We start from the raw sequence: 24,765 nt of genomic DNA on the forward strand, positions 1-24,765 counted from the left end.
AGGAATACCTATGACGGAGAAAAAAATGATTCCCGCAGCTTTATCCAACAGACATTTACATTTATCCCAAGAAGATATTCAGCAATTGTTTGGTGAAAATTACAATCTTTGTACGTTGAAGGACCTATCCCAACCGGGACAATTCGCCTGTGAAGAAAAAGTGGATATGATCGGTCCGAAAGGAGAAATTAAAGGAATTCGAGTGCTTGGCCCTGCAAGACCTCAAACTCAAATTGAAGTTTCAGTTAGTGACAGTTTTATATTAGGCGTAAAACCTCCAGTTCGGGACTCCGGAGATATCGAAGGAAGTCCGGGAGTAACCCTTAGGGGGCCAAAAGGAGAAGTTAATCTTAATAAAGGCGTAATCATTGCTGCGAGACACATTCATATGCATACCTCTGATGCGGAACGGTTTAATGTGGTAGATAAACAAAAGGTGAAAGTCAGAACCTCTGGAGAACGGGCTGTTGTTTTTGAAAACGTACTTGTGCGGGTAAGTCCCAAATATGCCCTGGAAATGCACTTAGACACCGATGAAGGAAATGCAGCGAACCTCAAGAATGGGGTACTAGTTGAGATGATCACAGAATAGGGGGAGAAAATAAAATGAAGTCTATTGAAAAATACTTAGACCATACCGCGCTAAAAGCGGATACCCGACTAGGGGATATTGAAAAACTCGTAAAAGAAGCTATAGAATATAACTTTTATGCGGTTTGTGTAAATGGGGCTTATGTGGAAAAAGCAAAAGAACTCTTGAAGGATACAGAAGTGAAAGTTGCAGCAGTAGTTGGATTTCCGCTAGGGGCTTCAACTACGGAAACAAAAGTCTTCGAGACGGAAAATGCCATTATGAAAGGAGCGGAAGAAATTGATATGGTTATCAATATCAGTGCTCTGAAGGATGGTTTCCATAATTACGTCTTTAATGATATTAAGGCTGTTGTGGATATAGCAAAGGGAAAGGCCGCTGTTAAAGTAATTATTGAAACGGCCTTACTAAGTGATGATGAAAAAATTAAAGTCTGTGAGTTGGCAAAGGAAGCCAAGGCTGATTTTGTAAAGACTTCAACCGGTTTTAGTACGGCCGGTGCCACGAAGGAAGATGTTGCCTTGATGAAAAAAACCGTAGGTCCCGACGTAGAAGTAAAAGCTTCCGGAGGGATTAGAGATTTTGCTAAGGCAAAGGAAATGATCGCGGCTGGAGCTACGCGAATTGGAGCCAGCGCATCCGTGGATATTGTGGAAGAGTTTGAAAAAGAGCAGAAAAGTAAGTAAAGATAACTCAAAAGATGTAAAAATCAGTACGAGTAAAAAGGATGGCACTCTGATATGAGTGCCATCCTTTTTGAAATGTTTTGTGAAAACCATAGGATTTACTTACGGGTTATACAGTTGATTAATGAAAAATAGGGAGTCTTATACATTGAATCGAAAGAGAATCACATCTCCGTCTTTTACTACATAGTCCTTGCCTTCCAAGCGAACTAATCCCTTTTCTTTAGCCGCCACAGGACTTCCTGCAGCAACAAGATCATCGAAGGCGGTGACTTCCGCCCGGATAAACCCCCGCTCGAAATCGGTATGAATTTTTCCAGCGGCTTGGGGTGCTTTCGTTCCCTTTTTAATCGTCCAAGCCCGAACTTCCTGTGGTCCCGCGGTTAAGTACGTTATAAGACCTAAAAGTTCGTAGGAGGTTTGAATGAGTTTATCGAGGCCGGAAGTTTCCAGTCCCAAGTCTTCTAAGAACATAGCCTTCTCTTCTTCTTCAAGTTCTGATATTTCCTCTTCAATTTTTGCACATACCTTAATCATGGCGGAACCCTCAGCATCCGCAATTTTTTGCAATGCTTCAAGGTACTTATTGCTTAAGGTGTCATCGGAAATATACTCTTCAGAGACATTCGCTACGTAAATAACGGGTTTGGAAGATAAAAGGTTCAGCTCACGAGTTACAGACTCTTCCTTTTCGCTCAAATCCATCTCTCTTACAGAGTGACCGTATTCAAGACGTTCTTTTATGGATTCAAGTATTCTCATGTCTTCCTGTAAGGATTTATCAGTTTTAGCTTGCTTTTTCGAACGTTCCATTTTCTTTTCAATGGTTTCTATATCGGAAAAAATTAACTCTAAACCAATGGTTTCTACATCTCTTTCTGGATCCACACTGCCGTCTACATGAGTCACATCGGAATCTTCAAAACAACGAACTACATGTAAGATAGCGGCAACTTCCCGAATATGGGATAAAAATTTATTACCCAGGCCCTCTCCTTTACTAGCTCCCTTAACAAGACCTGCAATATCATAAAAATTTATAGAGGTAGGGATTACGGATTTTGATTGATACATTTCTTCAAGTACTTTTAAACGTTTGTCCGGTACGGATACCACGCCGATATTCGGATCAATGGTACAAAACGGATAGTTTGCCGATTGGGCTCCGGCCTTAGTAACCGCATTAAACAATGTGCTTTTTCCAACGTTGGGTAAACCAACTATTCCTAACTTCATAAAATCTTCCTCTCATTTCAATGTAATTATTTAAGAACTATAGGAGGGATGTGCATGAAAAATCCCGATAGAACGTTTATAATGTAAACCTATACGATTATACCTTATAACCGTTAAACCTTCAACCAAAACTTCAAAACAATTGACTTTTCCTAAGGTCTTGCCTATAATGGAGGATATGAACGGAATTGAATTTAAAGAGTTAAAGGAGCTGCTATAATGAATCAAATAGCTTTTACAATTTTTGGAGTGGACGTGGCTTGGTATGGGATTATTATTTCCTTTGGAATGATCCTCGGAGTTGTCGTTGCAAGTATTAGGGCTAATAGAGCTGGACTGCATTCCGATACTATAGTGGATATGTCTATTGTCGCTATTCCCCTTGCTATAATAGGTGCGAGGGTTTACTATTTTGTTTTCACTTACAATCCTGAAATCCACAGTCTTTTGGATGTATTTTCCTTCCGATCCGGAGGGTTGGCGATTCATGGCGGTTTGATCGGAGGAGTTCTTGGGGGCTATCTTTTTACTAAATACAAAAACATATATTTTTGGAAGTTGGCAGATATCGTGGCTCCTAGTATTATCTTAGGACAGGCCATTGGTCGTTGGGGGAATTATGTAAATCAAGAGGCCCACGGAGGGCCTACGGATTTACCTTGGGCGATTGAAGTTAACGGAGAAATGGTCCATCCCACTTTTTTATATGAATCTCTCTGGAATATCGGTGTGTTTGTATTTTTATTGGTCTATTCTAAGAAAAAAAAGGTTACAGGAGAAGTGTTTTTACTGTATATTGCCTTATATTCTTTGGGAAGAATTTTTATTGAAGGTCTTAGGACGGACAGTTTAATGCTTGGTCAGTTCCGGGTTGCTCAGCTGATCAGTGTAGCTTTAATCCTTGCAGCCTTTGGGATTCGCCATATTTTGATTAGGAAAAAAACACACTAGTCATAAAAGACTGCCAAAAATGGCAGTTTTTTTATTTTTTTTAGTTTTTTTTAAAAAAAAGAAGGATTTTCATTGAAAAACAGCGAATATATAAGTATAGTAATAGGAAATCCGACAAAAGTATAGAAAAGGAGATTACAATGAACTATAATCATGAATCTGTATTATTACATGAATGTATTCAAGGACTTAATATATACGAGAATGGCATCTATGTGGATGGTACCCTGGGAGGAGCCGGCCATAGTTTAGAAATTGTTAAGAAACTAAGAGGCGAAGGCCTTTTAATTGGAGTTGATCAGGACCAACAAGCTTTAGACAATGCCAAAGTAAAGTTACAAAATTATGAAGAACATGTGCAACTGGTACATAATAACTTCAGAAATATCCAAGAAGTTCTAACGGAATTGGGAATTAACGAAATTGACGGAATGTTATTGGATCTCGGAGTATCTTCCCATCAATTAGATACGGCAGATCGGGGTTTTTCCTATATGCAGGATGCGGAGTTGGATATGCGAATGGATACCAATGCGTCACTCACTGCAAAAACAGTTGTGAACCGATATAGCGAAGAAGAACTCCATCGAATTATCAAAGAATATGGAGAGGAAAATTGGGCAAAGAGAATTGCGAAATTCATTATAGAAGATCGAAAAGAAAAAGAGATTACCCGGAGCGAAGAATTGGTAAACATCATTAAAAGAGCTATTCCTAAAAAAGCTCGTGAGAAAGGACCTCATCCGGCTAAAAGAACTTTTCAAGCGATTCGAATAGAGGTAAACAATGAGTTGGGGATTATTGAAGACACAATTAAATCCGTTTTGCCTTACCTAAAAACAAAAGGCAGACTGGTGATTATCACTTTTCACTCCTTAGAGGATCGAATAGTAAAGAATACCTATAAAGAGCTTGCCAAGTCTTGTGTATGTCCGCCGGAATTTCCAATTTGCAATTGTGATAAACGCTCGGAAGTAAAAATCATTACCCGAAAACCGGTGCTTCCTTCGGAGGAAGAACTGGAGCAAAATCCAAGATCCAGAAGTGCTAAGCTGAGAATAATGGAAAAACGATAAGAGTGAGGTGAAAAGCATGGAGGCCGCAAGAGAAGAAATTATTTATCCGGAAGAAATAAATAGTAAACCGTTGAAAAATGGTAGAGCAAAACCTCATAAAAAGAAAAAAAAGAAAATACTTCGAAAACAGCATGAAGAAATGCAAAAGAAATATCGTCTGGAAAAATTATTGTTTTGCACGATGATTCTGGTGATTACTTTGGTTTCCCTGGGATTGCTGTTAAGATATGTAATGATTACTGAAGCTCGACATGATATTCATCAACTTAACAGTGCAATAACAGAGTTGAAAAATGATGAGCGGGCCCTACGCATCGAGCTGGAAACTTTGTCCCGCTCTAATCGTGTGGAGCTTGAAGCCGCTGAAAGATTAGAAATGATTTATCCTGAGATTCAAGAAGTGAATTATGTACAGGTGGATTCTAATGAGGTTAATCGAGTTGCCAACCATTTAGAAGAGTTAGATAACCGGGAGTCTTTAGCCCCGGGATTCATGGAAAAAGCTAATGAAAGAGTACAGCAGTGGTTATCCAGGGTAGAGGCTCTGTTTTAGACCTATGAAGGAGGTTCAGCATGACGAGAAATCAGAATCAAAAACCTGGGAAATCCACCAAGACCCGATTGGTTCTAGTGTTTTTAACCTTAAGTCTTTGCATATTTGCTCTGGTTCTACGTTTAGGGTGGCTTCAAGTAATCCGTGGAGAAGAGTTTCAACAGATGGCTAGGCGACAACAAACCAGTGATATCACCCTCACTCCCAGTAGAGGGACAATTTATGATCGAAATGGAAAAGAACTTGTGTTAAGTGCCAGTACCCATGCGGTTTATGCCAGTCCTGATGAAATAGGCAACAAAGAAGAAACGGCGAAGGTTTTAGCGAAGCTGTTGGAAGTTGATGCCAAAGACTTACTGGAACGAATGGAAAATGAAACGTCTCAGGTGATAACTATAAAGCGTTGGGTAGACCGATCTACAGGAAAAGAAATTGAAGATAAAGGACTTCGGGGAATATGGATAACTGACGATCATAAACGCTATTATCCTTATGGTAATTTTGCGTCCTATGTACTGGGTCATACCGATGCGGATAATGAGGGAGTTGCAGGGATTGAGTTGAGATATGATAAACATTTAAGCGGCGTTCCCGGAAGGTGGATAAGAACTGTGGATCGTGACGGAAGACAACTTTCCTCTTCTTCAGAAGTATATCACCCTTCGGAAGAAGGATTAGGAATAGTTCTGACTATCGACGAGGTGATTCAACATATTACGGAAAAAGCTTTAGACAATGCTATGGAGATTCACAACCCGGAGCGAGCGATGGCAGTGGTTATGAACGTGAAATCCGGAGAAATATTGGCAATGGCTGCAAAACCGGATTACGATCCTAACAATCCACGGGAACCTTTGGATCTGAAGGAAAAAGAAGCTTTAGCTTTAATGGATTCTCAAGAGCGATTGGAGTATTGGTTCAGCATGTGGCGAAACCCTGTTATTAATGATAGTTATGAGCCGGGTTCTACATTTAAAGCAATTACTGCTGCTGCGGCCTTAGAAGAGGGAACGGCAAGTTTGGACTCCGAATATTATTCCGATGGTTATATTGATGTAGGAGGACCGCCTATTCGCAGTTGGCGATATTATGATCCTTTTGGTCATCAAACTTTTTCCGAAGCTTACAGAAATTCAGATAATCCCGTATTTGTTGAGATGCTCCAAGATTTGGGAGGCGAGGCTTTTTATGAGTACATCGAAGGTTTTGGATTTTTTGATCTGACAGGGGTCGATCTTCCTGGAGAATCAAGATCTATTATCCCAAGTTTGGAAGAGGTACGACCCGAAGGACCGGAAAATTTCACCCGGGATTTAGCAACGATGTCTTTTGGCCAATCTTTTAATACCACACCTTTACAGATTCTAACCGCTTATTCAGCGGCGGTAAATAATGGGGAACTAATGGAACCTCAGATTGTTAAAGAACTTTTGGATGCTGAGGGAAACCCAGTAGAGAAAGTTGAGCATCGGATGGTACGTCAAGTGGTTTCCGAAGAGACATCCAGGGATATTCGACGGATTTCTGAAGAAGCTATGCGTCTAGGTAACAGTCAGGCCTATGTCCCCGGTTATGCGGTAGGAGGAAAAACGGGGACTGCACAAAAGCTAGTGGATGGCCATTACCCCTCGGGGGTGGTTATCGGTTCTTTTGTCGGAGCAGCCCCTATGGATGACCCGGAAATTGCAGTAATAACCATTGTAGATGAACCAAGGGGAGGAACCCTTTATGGTAATACCACCGCTGCTCCCATTGCTGGTGAAATTTTTTCCGAAACTTTTCGCTATTTAGGAATTGAACCAAGATATACAGAGGAAGAACTAGAGAAAATTGAGGATGAGGAAAAAATTGAAGTTCCAAACGTACTGAATAAAACACTAAAAGAGGCCAGGGAAATACTGGGGCATGATAATTTAGAGTATCTGGTGGTTAATGAATTTTTGGTGAATGAAGAAGCTTTAGTTGTGGAAACCGGTCCAAAGCCCGGGGTAAAAGTCGAAAAAAATTCTACAATCAGTATTTATATTGAACAGGGTGACCAGGAAGAAGAACTGCTTATGCCAGACCTGGAAGGAATGACTGTATCGGAAGTGAAAAGAATACTGAAAGCTATGGGGTTACAGCTTAAAGTACAAGGAGAAGGTAGAGTCGTGAATCAGGATACTGCACCGGGTACGATTGTGGAAAAAGAAAAGGTTATCGTAGTGGAATTTCAATAAAAGAAACTATTCCTCAGAGATAGTAATGGGGAATAGTTTTCTCTTTTAATTATAGTTATATACCGATAGTAAACTTTGGAGATAAAGAAGTGAATCTAAATAGTAATAAAGACTAAATAGCCATAGATAACCTTGGATGAAATCTGCTATAATATAGATGATTGTAAAACTTTTAGATTACAAAACATCTCTTGTTAAAACGAACGAAAGTTTAGAAGGAGGATCAATTTGAACTTAACAATAAAAAACATGTTGGAAGCTACGAAGGGAACATTGATTCAAGGGGATCCGGATACCTCGGTCAAAAACTTATCCATAGACACTAGAACCATCCGCCCAAAGGATTTTTATTTGCCGCTTAAAGGAGAAAATTTCGATGGCCATGAGTTTATTTATCAAGCCATCGATAAAGGAGCCCTAGGTTTTTTTAAAGAAAAATTCTGGAGTAATTTGAAAACAGAGGAAATCCTTGAAAACTATCCTGAGATAAATGTCATTGAAGTGGATAATACTTTAGTAGCTTTGCAAAACCTAGGACGGTATCAAACGGCTAAAATCTCACCGAAGATCATCGGTGTTACTGGAAGTGTGGGAAAAACCACCACGAAGGATATGATCGCTCAAGTGCTTGAAGAAGACTTCTCTATCCATAAAACTAAAGGGAACTTCAATAATGAAGTGGGGCTTCCGTTAACATTGCTGAACCTTCAGGAAAATCACGAACTGGCAGTGCTGGAAATGGGAATGTCGGATTTAGGGGAAATTCAAACTTTGGTAAAACTTGCACCCCCTAATATTGCAGTAATTACGAATATTGGATCAGCCCATATTCAAAACCTGAAATCCAAAGAAAATATTTTAAAGGCTAAGTTAGAAATAGCAAGTGAGCTGAAAGAGGGAGATGTTCTTTTGTTAAATGGAGATGATCCTTTACTTTGGAGTCTTCGAACTATGGACACCCCTTATGAAAAAGTGTTTTACGGAATTAATAAACGTAATGACTTTTATCCTCTTGAAATTCGGGAAGAGGACACCGGTTGTGAATTTCAGGTTCAAATAGCCGGCGAAATTAGAAAGTTTCACATAAGACTTCCTGGGAAACATCAAATAGTCAATGCCTTAAGCGCAATATGGATTGGTTGTTATTATGATATGGAATATAAGTACATTCAGCAGGGGCTAGGGAAAGTTAAGATCTCTGATATGAGATTTGAAACCCATGAAATTTCAAAGGCAAAGATCATTAACGATGCATACAACGCCAGTCCCGAGTCTATGGAAGCTTCCATAGCTGTTGCAAAAAAAATGGAAGGTTGTCGCCGGATATTAGTTCTGGGAGATATTCTTGAACTTGGGGAGTATTCTCAGGAGGGGCATCGGAAAGTTGGTTCGTTTATTTCAAAAGGCGGTTTCCACCGATTAATTACCAAAGGGACTGATTCTAAGTGGATTGGTCTAGAAGCGATCGAACAGGGCTTTCCTTCGGAGATGGTAGAACATGTTGAGACAAATAAAAAAGCTGCAGAGCTTTTAGATAGACTGTTAAAGCAGGAAGATCTCGTGCTGATTAAAGGTTCGAGGGGCATGAAAATGGAAGAAATTATTGAAATCCTAAAGAAAGGAAGACAACAAAATGCTTAACTATACTCAAATCATCATCACATTATTTGTAAGCTTTTTTCTTGCAGCTCTCTCAGGTCCATTGATAATCCCTTTGTTAAGACGAATAAAAGCCGGCCAAAGTATCAGGGAAGAGGGGCCGGAAAGTCACTTTTCAAAAGCTGGAACGCCAACTATTGGAGGGATTATCATCATCCTGGCTACGATTATTGCCGCCTTGATTATTGGTGGGAGCAGTTCGGAAATGTGGATCCTTATTTTCTCTCTTCTGGTCTTTGGAGCCATCGGTTTTGTTGACGATTTCATCAAAGTTGTATTAAAACGAAATCTTGGTCTGAGGGCCTATCAAAAGATTATTATGCAATTTCTTGCTGCTCTATTATTGGTATTGTTCCATTTGCAAACTTCGGGAAGCACTTTTGTACTGGTCCCTTTTATTAAGGAAAGTATTCAGATAGGAGGGTTCATCATTCCGGAATATCTTGATTTAGGCGGATTTTACATACCTTTTATGATATTTGTGATAATTGCAACAGTAAACAGTGTAAATTTAACGGATGGATTAGATGGACTGGCCTCCGGGGTATCTGCAGTGGTAGCGGTTTTTTTCGCTTTGCTCGCCACAAGTTTAGGGTTTATAGAAGCGGGTATTTTTAGCGGAGCAATTGCCGGAGCTTGTCTTGGGTTTTTAATATTCAATGCAAACCCGGCGAAGGTCTTTATGGGTGATACCGGATCATTGGCTCTTGGGGGGGGTATTGTAGCAGTGGCCGTATTGACGGAAAGCGTGTTATTGATCCCTATAGTGGGAGGGATCTTTTTTATCGAATCTCTTTCAGTTATTATTCAAGTCATCTCCTTTAAGCTTACCGGAAAAAGGGTATTCAAAATGAGTCCGATTCATCATCACTTTGAAATGAGCGGTTGGCAAGAAACGAAGGTGGTAACGGTATTTTGGACCGCAACCACAATGCTGGCTGTATTCGCAGTGTTTGCTATTCGTTAAATATGATTTATATTTATTCAGTATCGTTAGTGTCCGGTTTGAAATATAAAACAGGGGTGTGGGATAATGAATTTAAAAAATAAAAAAGTACTAATTGTGGGTTTGGCAACAACGGGGATCCCCTTGGTAAAGGTACTGAAAAAGCTGGGGGCAAAGGTGATGATTACTGACACTAAGTCTAGAAAAGAACTGCAAGAGACTACGGAAAAATTAAAATTAACCGGGGAAGAACTACTTTTAGGGCAACAATTAAGGAATTTAAAAGAAGCAGGGGATCCGGAGCTTGTGATCCTCTCTCCGGGGGTGCCGACGGAGATTCCCCTTGTGTTAGATGCGAAGCTAAATGGAATTGAAGTGATTGGAGAAATTGAACTGGCTTACCGATTGATGAAGGGACAGCTAGTGGCGATTACAGGAACCAACGGAAAAACCACAACAACCGCCTTAACCGGTGAGATTATTAAAAAAGAGAATCCCAAAACCCATATTGTAGGAAATATTGGGTTCCCAATGATATCTAAAGTGTTAAACTCTACCGAAGAGGATTGTTTTATTGCAGAAGTCAGTAGCTTTCAACTTGAAAGCGTGAAAAATTTCAGGCCGGATATCGCCGCAATTCTTAATCTTACACCGGACCATTTAAATCGCCATAAAACAATGGAGAATTATACCCGATGTAAGATGAACATCTTTAGCAACCAAAGGTTCAATGATACGGCGATCATTAATTATGATGACTCATTTTTAAGGGATGCTACACTGCACTTAGGGGCTCGAAAATTTTACTTCAGTCGCCTGACACCTTTGGAAGAAGGGGTTTTTATAAAATCAGAAAAAATTACCGTAAAGACTCATAACAAGGAGATCGCAGTTGTAGATAAAAAAGACTTGAAGATTTTAGGGGAGCACAACGTAGAAAATGCATTAGCAGCCACTGCAATAGCTTGGAGCCTTGGCATCAGTATTGAAAATATTCGAGCGGGATTAAAAAGCTTTAAAGGGGTCGAACATCGTATGGAAGTTTGTGGGGAAGTCCATGGGATTACTTTTATCAATGATTCAAAGGGAACAAATCCCGACGCATCAATAAAAGCGGTGGAAGCCGTAAATGACCCTATTATCCTCTTGGCCGGAGGGATGGATAAAGGCAGTGATTTTGAAGCGCTGATTGATCATTTTCCGGGAAGGGTAAAGTATTTGGTGGTTTATGGGGAAACTGCTCCAGTTATTGAAAAAACGGCGAAAGAAAAAGGCTTTCGAAATACAAAAGCCGTGAAGAATTTGGAACAGGCAGCAAAGTTTGCTTTTGATCAAGGGGTAACCGGGGATGTGATTTTATTATCCCCTGCTTGTGCTAGCTGGGATATGTATTCGAGCTATGAAAAAAGAGGAGAACATTTTAAAGAGATCTTTAAAAAATTAGGGAGGGTATCCGATGATTAAAAAAAAAGCAACGGATTTAACCATCGTTTTTGCCGTTGCAAGCTTGGTGACTATAGGTATCATCATGGTATTTAGTGCCAGCTATACATATTCTCTGGTACAATATAACGATGGTCTTCATTATTTAAAGCGGATGGGCATGTGGACAGTTCTAGGAAGTCTCGGGATGTTTATGGCTTCAAAAATCAAATACATTGTTTGGAAAAGGTGGTCGAAGTTTATTCTCGTCGTGAGTTTAGTAGCTTTACTACTTTTGTTTACCCCCTTGGGAATTACAGTGAAAGGGGCAACCCGCTGGCTAGGCGTCGGTCCGATACGTATAATGCCTTCGGAGATTGCTAAGTTGGGAATTATTATTTATTTAGCGGCATCTATCGAGAATAAAGGAGAGGGAATTCGAAATTTTTTTACTGGGGTTCTTCCCTATTTAGTACTTGGAGGGGTGTTTTTTTACTTGATTGATCAACATGATTTTAGTACTGCTATTGTGGTGATTGCTATAATGATTACCATGGTTTTTATTGGTGGTATGAAGATATCTCACTTTGCTTTGTTAAGCGGTGTTGTGTTTTCAGGAATAGGATATATGCTCTATCAATTAGTTTTTGTAGCGGAAAGAGCCAGTTATCGAACGGACCGCTTAATGACATTTGTTGATCCATGGGCTTATGCCCAGGGAGACGGTTATCAGATAATACAATCTTTATATGCCCTTGGAGCCGGAGGTATTCTAGGAAAGGGTCTGGGAAAAAGTGTGCAAAAGCACTTGTATCTTCCGGAAGCTCATAACGATTTCATTTTTTCTATAATAGGTGAAGAATTAGGGTTTATAGGAGGACTCTTCGTAATGTTGCTGTTTATGTTGCTGATTTGGAAAGGTATTAAAATCGCCATGAATGCGCCGGATCTCTTTGGTACATTAGTGGCTACGGGAATTGTTACCATGATTGCTGTTCAAGTGATTATCAATATTGCGGTAGCCACTTCTTCCATGCCAGTCACCGGCATGCCTCTTCCTTTCATTAGTTATGGGGGGAGTTCTTTGTTGATTTTTATGACGGCTATGGGCATAATGATAAACATCTCAAAATACTGTGACTTTACTAAAGGAGGCACAAAATGAAAGTGATTATAAGCGGTGGTGGCACCGGGGGACATATATACCCTGCCCTGGCCATAGCCGATACCATAAAAGCTAAAAATCCCGACGCGGAAATTCTTTTCGTGGGCAGGAAGGATGGTTTAGAAAGTGAAATTATACCGAGATACGGCTATCCTATTGAGTTTATTACCGTAGGATATTTAAAGCGTAAGCTATCCTTTCATAATGTTAAAAGCGGGTTGAAACTATTACAGGGTCTAGCTCAATCCAAAAAGATCCTTCGGAAGTTTTCGCCTGATGTTGTAATTGGAACCGGAGGTTTTGTAAGCGGGCCGATCGTATACACTGCTGCAAGGGAGAATTTTCCCACAATGCTCCATGAACAAAATGTCTATCCGGGTTTAACAAATAAAATCCTTGGAAAAAAAGTGGATGTTATTGCAATCAGTTTTGAAGACTCCAAGAAGTATTTTGTGCATCCCAAAAAAATGGTATTGACCGGTAATCCTATTCGAAAAGCTTTTCGGGAACCTTCAGAATCCAAGAGAAAACAAGAAAAGAAGCAAATTCTTATTTTTGGCGGCAGCGGAGGAGCAACGAAAATCAATGAAGGGGTTTCGTGGATTGCTGAGAATTATGACCGACTGCCCTATGAGATTTTGGCGGTCAGCGGAAAACACCATTTTAATGGAATGAATGAAACGATAAAGCATCAGGATATTGAAGTGGTAAGCTATTTAGAAAATATGCCGGATAAAATGAAGGAAGCGGATTTGATCATTTCCAGTGCAGGAGCGATAACGATTACGGAAATTCTAGCAACAGGGAAGCCTGCGATTTTAATCCCGAAGGCTTACACAGCAGAAAATCACCAAGAGTATAATGCCCGAAGCATTGAATTAAAAGGGGGAGCTATTGTGATTTTAGAAAAAGAGTTAACCGGAGAGAAGCTTCATCGAGAAATTGTGCGATTAACTGAGGATCAGCATCTACTGAAGGACATGGGGAACAAAAATGCCGCCTTAGCCCAAGGAGAAACGGAAGAAGATCTCTATAAGTTATTCGAAAGTTTATATAATAAACAAGAATTGAATTAGGTGAAGTCATGAAAAAATTAGGGCGGATAATAAAGGGAATAGTGCTGTTTATGATCATTTTTGGCGTTATTATTGTTAGAATGCTTTATATGGATATTTTGATGCTACAAAATCTGGAGATAGAGGCTTCAGAACATATCACCAAAAAATATTTTAAAGATACTACTGAAATCACATTGAATCAGAACATTCTTCGATATAATTTAAATAAAAAAGAACAGGGCATTGAAGAACATCCCTATGTCCGCGAGGTAATTATCCAAAGAAAATTGCCTGATACCCTTGAAATAAAGCTGAAAGAACGGGAAGAATATGCTATAATACCCTATAATGGTAATTACTTATTTATGGATAGGGAGCTTTTCCTTCTGCGAAAATCAGACTCCTACATTGTCGGAGATTTGCCGGTTTTACGAGAGGTGCAGGTCCAAAGTGCAGATATTGGAAATGAGATTATCACCGATAATAATGATCAACTACGGTTTTCATTAGATGCCTATGAAGCTTTATCGATTTCCGATATTTCTACAGATATTACAGAGTATTATTTAGTTGAAGATCAACTGATTGTAGAAACAACAGAGCATATTGATATTGTGCTAGGAATTGACATAGATTTACCCTACACGATTGTTGCAACACAACAGGTTTATGAGGATTTACTTAATCGTAATCAGCGCAATGTATCGATTATATCAAAATACAAGGATTATATCTATGTGGAAGCGGGAACTTTTTTTGAAGATCGCCGGTCTAATGAAGAGGAAGAAAAGAAGCATCTAGAAGAATCTGAAGAGGAAGAAGAACCCACTGGTGATAACTAGATTGTATGTTTAGGATAACGGCTTTAGGGGGATGAAAAATGAAAGATGTTAAAAGTAAAATTATTTTAGGACTACTCTCCATGCTTGTGGTATTCTCATTATCCGTTCAGTTTCAAACTATTCGGGACACAACCGGAGGAGAACTTCTTTCTACCCAACGTTCCCAAGCTATGGCCATTGAACTTAGAAATCTTCAAGAGGAACGGGAGCAACTAACGAAGGAACTAACGGATCTGGAAAATCGTCTTCAGGAGTACGAGCAGACCGATGCGGATGAAAATCTGATTATACAAAATCTTAGAAGGGATTTACAAAGGTACCAATTGATCTCTGGTCATGTTTCCGGACAGGGACCGGGGGTAGTTATCACCATTGAAAGTGAAGAGGAAGAGGGAGAGTTTTTGTTGTATAATTACGATATTTTACTGTCTCTTGCCAATAACTTAAATGCCGCCGGTGCGGAAGCTATAGAAATAAACGGGGAGCGCTATACCGCTTTGACTGAAATTTATTATGGTTCTAATGCCATTCATGTCAATGACCGACCCATTAGTCCTCCCTTTGAGATAAGAGCAATTGGACATGGGGACACACTGGAAGCGGCTTTGAATATTCGCTATGGCATTATATGGGAAATAAGACAATTTACTGGAATTAACGTGGAAATTACCAAAGAGGATAATATATTTATTGAAAGAGCACAAAATATTTCGGAGTTTGAGTACGCGGTACCGTTAGCAGAAGATGAACAATAGAATTTAAGGAGCTTTTACTATGAAAAACTCAAGGGATAAATTAATTATCGGGATAACGTTTTTTTTCGTAAGTTTTATGTTGGTAACTAATATCCGTAATACGGACATGAATTATGATTTCATTAGGCTAGATACTGTAGAGGCTTTTAATACCGAAATATCCGAAACAAAACAGGAAGTTGAAGATCTAGAGGAGTATATTGAACAACAGAGAATTCAGCTAAAGGAGTACCAGCAAGCACTTCAGGAGGGAACGCTAGAAGAGGTTCTTGCCATAGAGGTGAAAAAACAAAAAATGTATAGCCACCTTACACCGTTGAGGGGGCCGGGAGTTACAGTAACCTTAGAGGACAGTGAGCGAGAACTGGATGAAGGAGAAGATCCCAACAATCTTGTGATCCATGACCTGGATGTATTGAATATTTTGAATGATCTTAGAAGAGCCGGGGCAGAGGCGTTAGCAATAAATGGTCAGCGGGTGACCAGCCAAACCCAAATCAAGTGTCAAGGTGCGACTATCACGGTAAATGATGTTACCTATGGGCAGCCCTTTATTATAGAAGCTATTGGAAATCCGGACACCCTTAATGCTGCGATTAACGCGCCTACTTCCTATGCCTATATTTTACGGGAGTACTATGAACTTCCTGTAGGGTCGGAAATTAGTGATGAAATTTTGATAAAAGCCTTTGAACGGGAGCCGGCGCTGAATTATATAGAGATACAGGAAGGTGATTAAATGATTTTTGCATTTATTGGAATTTTATTAGGCGTGGCACTGGGATTTCTAATTCCGATTACTTACCCTCCCGGTTTTTCACTGTACATTTCAGTGGCAATTCTTGCTGCACTGGACTCGGTTTTTGGAGCTTTCCGAGCAAGCCTTGAAGAAAAATTTGATATAGAAATTTTTGTTTCCGGTTTTTTCGGAAACACGATTTTAGCTGTAGTTCTGGCTTATATTGGTGATAAATTAGGAGTCCCTCTCTATTATGCGGCGATTTTTGCTTTTGGAGGGAGATTATTCCAAAATCTAGCGGTTATAAGGCGGATCGCGATCCATCGCTTGAGGGTTGCTAGAGGAGTAAGCAAAACTGCTCGTAGTCAAAGGAAATAACAGTTTTTTTATTTTTTTTCATAAAAAAGAAGGATTTTGAAAAGATGTGTTGAATTATTGTATAAAGGAATAATTTATCATACTATATCTTGGTATCAAACCGTTCTGAAATAAGAAATATTCATACGTACTATAGGGAGGTAATGCTTATGTTGGAATTTGATGTTGACATGGATCAATTTGCTCAAATAAAAGTTGTTGGTGTTGGCGGAGGCGGAAACAATGCAGTAAACCGTATGGTGGAATCCGGCTTAAAAGGTGTGGAATTTATTGCGATTAATACGGATAAGCAGGCTTTGTATTCTTCTAAAGCTGAACATAAATTACAAATTGGAGAAAAGCTAACCAAGGGATTAGGAGCTGGAGCAAATCCTGAAATCGGTAAGAAAGCTGCTGGGGAAAGCAAAGAAGATATTTACCGAAGACTTGAAGGGGCGGATATGGTTTTCGTAACTGCGGGAATGGGAGGCGGAACCGGTACCGGAGCTGCGCCTATTGTATCGGAAATTGCAAAAGAAATGGGAATACTAACGGTAGGGGTTGTTACAAAGCCCTTCACTTTTGAAGGGAAAAAAAGGATGTCCCATGCTCAAATCGGTATAGATGATCTTAGAGATAAAGTGGATACGTTAGTTACCATTCCTAATGATCGATTACTGCAGGTCATTGAAAAGAAAACCACTATGTTGGATGCTTTTAAAATAGCGGATGACGTTTTGAAACAAGGGGTTCAGGGGATTTCTGATTTAATAGCGGTACCCGGTCTTGTGAATTTGGACTTTGCCGATGTTAAAACGATCATGTTGGAGCAGGGACTGGCTCACATGGGGATTGGAAGTGCCGTAGGAGAAAATCGAGCCTCAGAAGCTGCGAAACAGGCAATACAAAGTCCGTTGCTTGAAACCTCAATAAAAGGGGCAAAGGGAGTGTTGTTGAATATTACCGGCGGAGCGGGATTGGGCCTTTTTGAAGTTAATGAAGCCGCGGAATTGGTTACGGAAGCCGCTGATGAAAATGCCAACATTATTTTTGGAGCTGTGATCAATGAAGACTTAGAGGATGAGTTAAGAATTACAGTAATTGCTACCGGGTTTGATAATGAGCCTCTGAATGAAGAGGAAGTTCAAAAAAAAGACCAGACGATAGAATCAAAGAAAAAAGGAGATTCCTTAGACATTCCTGTGTTTCTACGAAGGAATAGATAAAGTGAACTAGGAGGATTTAGATGAATTGTCCATTTTGTTCCCATGAAGAATCGAAAGTTGTTGATTCAAGACCTACCGAAGAAGGGCAGGCAATTCGCAGAAGGAGAGAGTGCTCGAGTTGTAAAAAGCGCTTTACCACCTACGAAAAAATAGAAGAGCTCCCACTGATTGTTATTAAAAAAGGAGGAACCCGGGAATCCTATAACCGGAGTAAAGTTATGAATGGCATTATTCGCTCCTGTGAAAAAAGACCGGTTTCTCTACAGGATATAGAAAAGATCGTGGATGACATAGAAAAAACCTTGTACAATTCCATGGAGAAGGAAATAAGTACAAATTTTATCGGCGAACTGGTTATGGATAAACTAAAAAAAACCGACGAGGTTGCTTATGTGCGATTTGCTTCGGTTTATCGGGAGTTTAAAGATATTAGCACATTCATGGAGGAGCTTAATAAATTAATTAAAGATCCTGACACTAGCAATAGCTAGTGTTTTTTCTTTTGAACAAAGACTGAAAACTATATACGGTTTACAGTGCTGCTATAAAACTGTATAATAGTGAGGATTGTTATGTAAAGGAATAAAATTATGTTATAATAAAAATGCATTATAAGATAATATAGTTTATGGTTTTTAAAAAGTTAGAAGAAGGTGTTTAGGTTGGAACATGAAGTAATTAATCGAATTAGCAAGGTGGGACCGGAAACTATAGGTGCGGAACTGGAGATTGAGGTAGGGGATATCCTACTGAATATTAACGGTCAACCTATTAATGATATCATAGAATATCGTTATTTCATTTCCGATGAATATCTGGAAATGGATATACAAAAAAGCAACGGAGAAATATGGACTTTGGAGATTGAAAAAGAGTATGATGAGGATCTGGGATTGGAGTTTGAAAACCCTATTATTGATCAGTCTAAAAATTGTCAAAATCAGTGTATATTTTGTTTTGTCGATCAATTACCAAATAATATGCGTAAAACGTTGTATTTTAAGGATGATGATTCCCGACTATCCTTTTTGCAAGGGAATTACATCACTCTCACAAATATGAAAGAGGAGGAAATACAAAGGATTATTGACTATCGTATTAGTCCTATTAACCTATCGGTTCATGCTACGGATCCTGCTCTTCGAGTGAAAATGCTTAACAACAAAAAGGCCGGGGACATTCTAAAGGTTATGAGGGATTTTAATGATCATGAAATAAAGATGAACTGTCAAATTGTTCTTTGCCCCGGAGTAAATGACGGAAAACATCTAGATAAAACAATTCAAGACCTAAAAGAACTTCAGCATATTCAAAGCACGGCTATCGTTCCCGTAGGAATTACAAAATATCGGGAAGGCCTTTTTCTAATGAAGCCCTATGATCAAGGCACTGCTTCAAAGGTTATTGAACAGGTGGAAGCTTGGCAAAGATCGATAGTAAAAGAAAAAGGAAGACGGTTTGTTCATCTATCCGATGAGTTCTATATTTTAGCACAGAGACCGTTTCCTAAAATAAAAGATTATGAGGGGTTTCCGCAAATTGAAAATGGTGTGGGGTTAGTTGCCAAGTTTCGCGGGGAAGTTGACGAGGCTTTAGCTATGGAAAAATTTAAGGCTGAACAGGGTTCCCGTCCTGAGCTAAAGGATCTAATGGATGTCAATAGACAGGTGCTGGTTCAACTGGTTACCGGAGTCTTAGCAAAGGAATTTATGGAGAATATCGCAAAAAAAGTTCATAGCGTGTTGCCTTTCATAGAATTTGAAGTTATCCCGGTGAAAAACCGCTTCTTTGGAGAAACGATAACTGTTAGTGGTTTAGTGACCGGAGGCGATATTATTGAAACATTAAAAAGCCCAGAGGTCGAAGGAAGAGAAAGTAAAAATATCAAAACCATAACGATGATTCCCAAATCCATGCTAAAAGCAGAGGAAAACGTTTTTCTTGATGATCTTACTTTAAAAGATCTGGAACAAGAACTCAAAAGAACAGTCATCGCTTCCTCTGTGGATGGAAAAAGTTTTGTACGCAGTTTATTAGAAATATCAAAATCAACTTAAGGGGTGATAATATGGGAAAACCAATTGTGGCAATCGTAGGACGACCAAATGTGGGAAAGTCCACTTTATTTAATAAAATATCAGGAAAAAGGATTGCGATTGTGGAGGACAGACCGGGTGTTACCAGAGATCGAATATACATTGAAACCGAGTGGCTTAGTCATCAGTTTCATTTGATCGACACGGGTGGTATTGAGCCGAAGTCCAAGGAAATTATTCCGGCACAAATGAAACGTCAAGCGGAGCTCGCTATAGAAACTGCGGATGTAATTATTTTTTTGCTTGATGGTAGAGAAGGGTTAACGGCTAATGATCGTGAGATTGCTAGTATGCTAAGAAAATCCGGCAAGCCACTTTTATTAGTGCTCAACAAAGTGGATAACAGGGAGTCTTCTCCTTTTTATTACGACTTTTTCGAATTAGGATTAGGGGAACCGGTGGAAATCTCATCGGCCATGGGATTAAATATCGGAAATTTATTAGATGAAATGGTGGCTTTATTCCCAAAAGTCGAGGAACAAGACTACGATGAAGATGTTGTAAAAGTTGCGGTTATAGGAAAGCCAAATGTGGGGAAATCCTCACTGATCAATAAAATTCTGGGGGAAGATCGGGTAATTGTCAGCGAAATTGCAGGAACAACCCGAGACGCTATTGATACCCCTTTCACCCATGGAGATGACCGCTACGTATTAATTGATACCGCAGGTATTCGAAGAAAAAGCAAGGTTTATGATAACATTGAGCGTTACAGCGTTATCCGTTCAGTTACCGCTGTAGAACGGGCGGATGTTTGCCTGTTGGTTATTGATGCTATGGAAGGGGTAACAGAACAGGACAAGAAAATAGCGGGGTATAGTCATGAAGCCGGAAAAGCTTTAGTTATTGTTATTAACAAATGGGACTTAGTGGAAAAAGATACGAAGACCATGAATACCTTTATCAAGGACGTTCGTAATGAACTTTCCTACTGCTATTATGCACCGATTTTGTTCATCTCAGCTTTGACAGGCCAGAGAACAAACAAAATTATTGAAACCGTTAAGGCCGTAGCAAATCAAAATGCCATGCGTTTAAAAACCGGAGTACTAAATGAAATTATTGGGGAGGCAGTACTGCTCAATCAACCCCCATCGGATAAGGGGAAAAAACTAAAAATTTATTACTGCACCCAGGGAGGGGTTAAGCCGCCGACATTTATACTGTTTATAAACGATAAAAAGCTGGCGCACTTCTCTTACATCCGATATTTAACAAATAAAATACGTGAAAACTTTGGGTTTGAAGGCAGTCCGATTCGATTTATCTTAAAAGAAAAGGCGAAAGGGGATTAACTGTGGAGTTATTAGTTACCATCTTTGTTGCTTATTTAATTGGAAATTTGTCTCCGTCCTATCTCATAGGAAAAATGGCGAAAAATATTGATATTCGAGAACATGGCAGTGGAAATGCAGGAGCGACAAATGTACTTCGGGTAATGGGAAAAAAGTTTGCAGCACTAACTTTTGTCGTGGATGCCTTAAAAGGTGTAATGGCCGTTTTAGTGGTTCGATACCTTTTTGGAGAAGACTATGCCATGGTCGCCGGCATATTTGTCGTAGCAGGTCATAATTGGCCGGTTATTTTGAAATTCAAAGGTGGAAAGGGTGTAGCTACTTCCATTGGATTAATCCTTGTAATCCATCCTTTTTATGGGTTTATGGCGATTCTAATCGGCATTGCCTTTTTAATGAAAACTAAAATTGTTTCCCTGGGTTCGCTGATGGGAATGATATCCTTCGCGATTTTAGTTTTGGTTTTTAGCAGAGATTACGCTATTTTTGCCACAGTGTTGGCTGCTATGTCGATTTATAGACATAAAGAAAACATCCGTCGGTTAATGCGGGGAGAAGAAAAAACCATCTCCAAGAAAAAAAAGTCTTAAGGGAGGTTATACTATGAAACCATTATCTGTCGCTGTAATCGGAGCCGGTAGTTGGGGAAGTGCATTGAGTATTGTTCTGAATAGTAACGGACATAACGTGGATTTGTGGATGAGAAGCCCAGAACAATTGCAAGAAATCAAAACTACCGGAATAAATCAAAAGTATTTAAAAGATGTGACGATTCCTGGCGCAATTAAGTTATCCAATGAGTTGAAAACTGCCATCGAAGGGAAAGAAGTGGTGTTACTGTCGGTACCAACGCAATCCGTAAGGGAAATTCTAAGAAAAATCAAACCCTTTCTTACAAAGGACCAGATAGTGATCAATGTAGCGAAGGGTTTGGAGGTTCATTCGAAACTAAGAATCTCTGAGATTATCCATCAGGAGTTGGGGGCGCAACCCTGTGCAGTGGTATCGGGTCCCTCCCATGCGGAGGAGGCTTCGAGGGGGATGCCTACTACGGTGGTATCCACTTCGAAAGAAAAAAAGTGGGCAGAATTTGTACAGGATCTATTCTCTAATGAATACTTCAGGGTTTACACAAATCCGGATATTGTCGGTGTTGAACTGGGAGGATCCTTAAAGAATGTAATTGCCTTCGGTGCCGGAATTTCCGATGGTCTCGGTTATGGGGACAATGCAAAGGCGGCACTGATGACCCGGGGTATTAGAGAAATCGCTCGCCTTGGCGAAGCTATGGGTGCTGAAATTTCAACTTTTTCCGGGCTATCTGGTATTGGAGATTTAATCGTAACCTGCACAAGTATGCATAGTCGAAATAGAAGAGCAGGGATACTTATCGGTCAGGGGAAGTCTTTTGAGGAAACCTTGGAGGAAGTGGGGATGGTGGTTGAAGGTATTAAAACTACGGAATCTGCTTATGAATTGTCGAAGTTTTATAATATTGAGATGCCCATAACTGAACAGATTTACAATGTGATTTATAAAGGAGTGGCACCCAAGGAAGCGGTAGTGCAACTGATGAGTCGACGAATGAAAAATGAGATGGAAGAAATTGTAGAGTCGAAAAAGCTTAACTGGTAGATGGATTCCGGGAAAAAACAAAATAATGCAAGGAATCTTTTTAAAAGCGCTTGACTTTTACCGGTAAAAAGATTACAATATTTTTTGTAGCTTAATCGGGATGTAGTTCAGTTGGTAGAACGCACGTCTGGGGGGCGTGAGGCCGGCGGTTCAAGTCCGCCCATTCCGACCATTTAAAAATTCTTAAGGTTTCTACAAAAAACCGTGTCTCTTTGAAGGGACACGGTTTTTTTTGTGTTTTATGAAACATTTGGAATAAAACCGACGTCTAAAGGGTATAGGTTAAATAAGATCATAAAGGGGTGTATCAAATGAAAAAAATTGGAAAGATTTTATTGTTGCTGTTACTGATCACAGGACTGATTTTAAGTGCCACAGCCTGTGGTGGAGAGCTGGATGACCCGGAAAACGGACTTGAAGAGGATAATGACAGTGCAAAAGAAGAATCAGAAGACGAAGAATCAGAAGACGATAGATATAAGGAGGAAGAGGATATGGGTTCTAAGGAGGTTGAGGGAAACTATTTTACAATGGATGTAGAAAAGGATCAAGCTTTAAGCAATTGGATAGACACTAAAAAATCTGATGCCGGCGAGTTTCAAAACCCTGAAAATGGAAAAATATACCTGATTACTGCCGGAGAGAAAAATACCGGAGGCTATTCGATAAAGATTACAGAGGAAAAGCTTGAAGGAGAAGAACTGATTTTGATTTACAACGTACGTGCTCCAGGACCTGATGAAATAGTAACCCAGGCCATCACCTATCCTTATTTGCTTATTGAATTATCAGAGGAAGTGGAACATGTGAACTTTATAAAAGAGTAAATGGATATCCCCTGAATTTAAGGATATCCATTTGAACAAAAGCTGCGATAGGATCGCAGCTTTTAAAATTTTAATATGAATTTTCCAAGGAATAAACTCTAAGAAACAGATTGTGTTTAAGCATATCTTGTTGTTTAAAACATGAAATTGAAAGCTAAGGGACAATTATGATAGACTGGTAATTATAGAATATATAGAAAAGAAGGTAAGAAAATGGAGAATAAACGTGTTCTGTTGTTATTTGTCGATGGATTTGGAATAGGGAGAGAAGAAAAAGCTGCTTACAATCCTATTGAAACAGGAGATTTACCCTCTATCCAATCACTTCTAAAAGAAGGTATTCCTGTACCTACGGATGCCACCCTGGGGGTACCGGGGATCCCTCAAAGTGCTTCGGGACAAACCACAATACTGACAGGGGTTAATGCACCAAAGGTTATTGGGAAACATTTGAACGGATTTCCTAATAAAGAGCTCCGTGAGATAATTGAAAAAGAAAATATTTTTATTAAGCTGAAGAAGTTGGGGTTAAGAGTTACGAATGCCAATGCATATAATAAAAAATTTATTTCAAACCTGATAAGCAATTCTAAAGCTGTTGAGGAAATGTCGGTATCTACGGTGGCAACACTTTCTGCAGGACTTTCTTTACGCACCGAGGAAGATTTAAAAAAACAAACAGCTGTTTATCAGGATATAACGAATCGAATTATGCTGGAAAAATGGAAAGCCAAGGTCCCGATAAGGACGCCCCGGGAAGCGGCGGAAACTTTAGGTGAGATTGTGAAAAAAAATGATTTCACTTTTTTCGAGTACTTTCAAACGGATCTGGCTGGGCATCGGAAAGATTTTGAGAATGCCTATCGAGTTTTGGAAGAGTTGGACCAATTCATTGCTGGAATCTTAGAATCCTTTTGTTTTAAAAACACCTTATTTATTTTTATTAGTGATCACGGCAATATTGAGGATTTATCAACTCCGTATCATACAATGAATAAGGTGCCCATGATCGCACTTGGAAATGGATCCAATGAGTTTCGTTTAAGGGTCAACAGTATACAGGATATTACTCCGAGTATAGAAAATTATTTTGAATAAGAATCAGACATCTGAAACCTTAATACGTATATGATTAATAAAGCAGGATGATATTCGTAGTTTGGGATACACCTAGGGATACAATATAACTAAATTGAATAATAGAAAGGAGTAAAAGATGAATAAAAAACTATATCTATCAGAAGAGAATAAAATGATCGCTGGAGTTTGCGGAGGAATTGCTGAATATTTTGATTTGGATCCGACTTTAGTGCGATTAGGTTGGGTAATATTCAGTGCCATGGGAGGCGCTGGTATTATTGCTTATATTATTGCTATGTTTGTTATACCGAAGCGGGATTAAATAAAATCACTATGGAAAGAGGGTGTCA

25 protein-coding genes and 1 tRNA gene are annotated in these 24,765 nt (G+C 39.4%); 25 read left to right on the plus strand and 1 reads right to left on the minus strand.

The features are described 5' to 3' along the window. The first annotated feature begins 10 nt into the window (after positions 1-10). Together pduL and deoC are read left to right on the plus strand one after the other, a co-directional pair. A complete protein-coding gene (gene pduL / locus ISALK_RS08375; protein WP_160721176.1) occupies positions 11-592 on the plus strand; it encodes a phosphate propanoyltransferase in 582 nt (193 codons plus the stop codon). 14 nt (positions 593-606) lie between these two features. Then, complete coding sequence (gene deoC, locus ISALK_RS08380; protein ID WP_160721178.1) at positions 607-1,278, plus strand: deoxyribose-phosphate aldolase; 672 nt, start codon at positions 607-609, stop codon at positions 1,276-1,278. Positions 1,279-1,419: 141 nt separating this feature from the next. On the opposite strand, the gene ychF is transcribed toward deoC, so the two are convergent. Next, positions 1,420-2,514: a redox-regulated ATPase YchF gene (gene ychF / locus ISALK_RS08385; protein ID WP_160721180.1), complete on the minus strand. Its 1,095-nt coding sequence runs from the start codon at positions 2,512-2,514 to the stop codon at positions 1,420-1,422. Between the two features lie 219 nt (positions 2,515-2,733). On the opposite strand from ychF, the gene lgt reads away from it, so the two are divergent. From lgt to ISALK_RS08500, 23 genes are all read left to right on the plus strand, one after another. Beyond that, entirely contained in the window at positions 2,734-3,465 is a 732-nt protein-coding gene (gene lgt / locus ISALK_RS08390; protein ID WP_160721182.1) for a prolipoprotein diacylglyceryl transferase, read from the plus strand. Positions 3,466-3,605: 140 nt separating this feature from the next. Beyond that, positions 3,606-4,541, plus strand: a complete 936-nt coding sequence (gene rsmH / locus ISALK_RS08395; RefSeq protein WP_160721184.1) for a 16S rRNA (cytosine(1402)-N(4))-methyltransferase RsmH — start codon at positions 3,606-3,608, stop codon at positions 4,539-4,541. Between the two features lie 16 nt (positions 4,542-4,557). Then, positions 4,558-5,094, plus strand: coding sequence for an FtsB/FtsL family cell division protein (locus tag ISALK_RS08400; protein WP_160721186.1), 537 nt, complete (start codon positions 4,558-4,560; stop codon positions 5,092-5,094). 20 nt (positions 5,095-5,114) lie between these two features. Beyond that, on the plus strand, positions 5,115-7,313 hold the full coding sequence (locus ISALK_RS08405) for a penicillin-binding transpeptidase domain-containing protein (protein ID WP_160721188.1): 2,199 nt from the start codon (positions 5,115-5,117) through the stop codon (positions 7,311-7,313). A gap of 228 nt (positions 7,314-7,541) precedes the next feature. After that, positions 7,542-8,954, plus strand: coding sequence for a UDP-N-acetylmuramoyl-tripeptide--D-alanyl-D-alanine ligase (locus ISALK_RS08410; RefSeq protein ID WP_160721190.1), 1,413 nt, complete (start codon positions 7,542-7,544; stop codon positions 8,952-8,954). Then, positions 8,947-9,939: a phospho-N-acetylmuramoyl-pentapeptide-transferase gene (gene mraY, locus ISALK_RS08415; protein ID WP_160721192.1), complete on the plus strand. Its 993-nt coding sequence runs from the start codon at positions 8,947-8,949 to the stop codon at positions 9,937-9,939. Before ISALK_RS08410 ends, mraY begins: the two co-directional genes overlap by 8 nt. 66 nt (positions 9,940-10,005) lie before the next feature. Next, on the plus strand, positions 10,006-11,382 hold the full coding sequence (murD, locus tag ISALK_RS08420; RefSeq protein WP_160721194.1) for a UDP-N-acetylmuramoyl-L-alanine--D-glutamate ligase: 1,377 nt from the start codon (positions 10,006-10,008) through the stop codon (positions 11,380-11,382). Further along, positions 11,375-12,505, plus strand: coding sequence for a putative lipid II flippase FtsW (ftsW, locus tag ISALK_RS08425; protein WP_160721196.1), 1,131 nt, complete (start codon positions 11,375-11,377; stop codon positions 12,503-12,505). The genes murD and ftsW overlap by 8 nt, the downstream gene beginning before the upstream one ends. After that, positions 12,502-13,581, plus strand: coding sequence for an undecaprenyldiphospho-muramoylpentapeptide beta-N-acetylglucosaminyltransferase (gene murG, locus ISALK_RS08430; protein ID WP_160721198.1), 1,080 nt, complete (start codon positions 12,502-12,504; stop codon positions 13,579-13,581). Before ftsW ends, murG begins: the two co-directional genes overlap by 4 nt. Before the next feature lie 8 nt (positions 13,582-13,589). Beyond that, complete coding sequence (locus tag ISALK_RS08435; RefSeq protein WP_160721200.1) at positions 13,590-14,405, plus strand: cell division protein FtsQ/DivIB; 816 nt, start codon at positions 13,590-13,592, stop codon at positions 14,403-14,405. A 38-nt stretch (positions 14,406-14,443) separates the two neighbouring features. Continuing rightward, positions 14,444-15,160 (plus strand): DUF881 domain-containing protein, encoded by a 717-nt coding sequence (locus tag ISALK_RS08440; protein ID WP_160721202.1) that lies wholly within the window; start codon positions 14,444-14,446, stop codon positions 15,158-15,160. 19 nt (positions 15,161-15,179) lie between these two features. Then, complete coding sequence (locus ISALK_RS08445; protein WP_160721204.1) at positions 15,180-15,899, plus strand: DUF881 domain-containing protein; 720 nt, start codon at positions 15,180-15,182, stop codon at positions 15,897-15,899. A gap of 3 nt (positions 15,900-15,902) precedes the next feature. Further along, on the plus strand, positions 15,903-16,277 hold the full coding sequence (locus ISALK_RS08450; protein ID WP_371723764.1) for a small basic family protein: 375 nt from the start codon (positions 15,903-15,905) through the stop codon (positions 16,275-16,277). Positions 16,278-16,426: 149 nt separating this feature from the next. Beyond that, positions 16,427-17,482: a cell division protein FtsZ gene (gene ftsZ / locus ISALK_RS08455; RefSeq protein WP_160721208.1), complete on the plus strand. Its 1,056-nt coding sequence runs from the start codon at positions 16,427-16,429 to the stop codon at positions 17,480-17,482. Positions 17,483-17,502: 20 nt separating this feature from the next. Further along, positions 17,503-17,973, plus strand: a complete 471-nt coding sequence (gene nrdR / locus ISALK_RS08460) for a transcriptional regulator NrdR (RefSeq protein WP_160721210.1) — start codon at positions 17,503-17,505, stop codon at positions 17,971-17,973. A gap of 204 nt (positions 17,974-18,177) precedes the next feature. Beyond that, complete coding sequence (locus ISALK_RS08465; protein WP_371723765.1) at positions 18,178-19,539, plus strand: DUF512 domain-containing protein; 1,362 nt, start codon at positions 18,178-18,180, stop codon at positions 19,537-19,539. 11 nt (positions 19,540-19,550) lie between these two features. After that, positions 19,551-20,873: a ribosome biogenesis GTPase Der gene (gene der, locus ISALK_RS08470; protein ID WP_160721214.1), complete on the plus strand. Its 1,323-nt coding sequence runs from the start codon at positions 19,551-19,553 to the stop codon at positions 20,871-20,873. A gap of 2 nt (positions 20,874-20,875) precedes the next feature. Further along, entirely contained in the window at positions 20,876-21,463 is a 588-nt protein-coding gene (gene plsY, locus ISALK_RS08475; protein WP_160721216.1) for a glycerol-3-phosphate 1-O-acyltransferase PlsY, read from the plus strand. 13 nt (positions 21,464-21,476) lie between these two features. Next, positions 21,477-22,508 carry an NAD(P)H-dependent glycerol-3-phosphate dehydrogenase gene (locus ISALK_RS08480; protein ID WP_160721218.1) on the plus strand — a complete coding sequence of 344 codons (1,032 nt, stop codon included), beginning with the start codon at positions 21,477-21,479 and terminating at the stop codon, positions 22,506-22,508. Between the two features lie 96 nt (positions 22,509-22,604). Further along, positions 22,605-22,680, plus strand: a tRNA-Pro gene (locus tag ISALK_RS08485). Between the two features lie 139 nt (positions 22,681-22,819). Then, complete coding sequence (locus ISALK_RS08490; protein WP_160721220.1) at positions 22,820-23,335, plus strand: protease complex subunit PrcB family protein; 516 nt, start codon at positions 22,820-22,822, stop codon at positions 23,333-23,335. A 213-nt stretch (positions 23,336-23,548) separates the two neighbouring features. Then, positions 23,549-24,433 carry an alkaline phosphatase family protein gene (locus ISALK_RS08495; RefSeq protein ID WP_160721222.1) on the plus strand — a complete coding sequence of 295 codons (885 nt, stop codon included), beginning with the start codon at positions 23,549-23,551 and terminating at the stop codon, positions 24,431-24,433. A gap of 118 nt (positions 24,434-24,551) precedes the next feature. Next, a complete protein-coding gene (locus ISALK_RS08500; RefSeq protein ID WP_160721224.1) occupies positions 24,552-24,737 on the plus strand; it encodes a PspC domain-containing protein in 186 nt (61 codons plus the stop codon). The last annotated feature ends 28 nt before the right edge of the window (positions 24,738-24,765 follow it).

The organism is Isachenkonia alkalipeptolytica (genome assembly GCF_009910325.1).
Lineage (GTDB): Bacteria > Bacillota > Clostridia > Peptostreptococcales > T1SED10-28 > Isachenkonia > Isachenkonia alkalipeptolytica.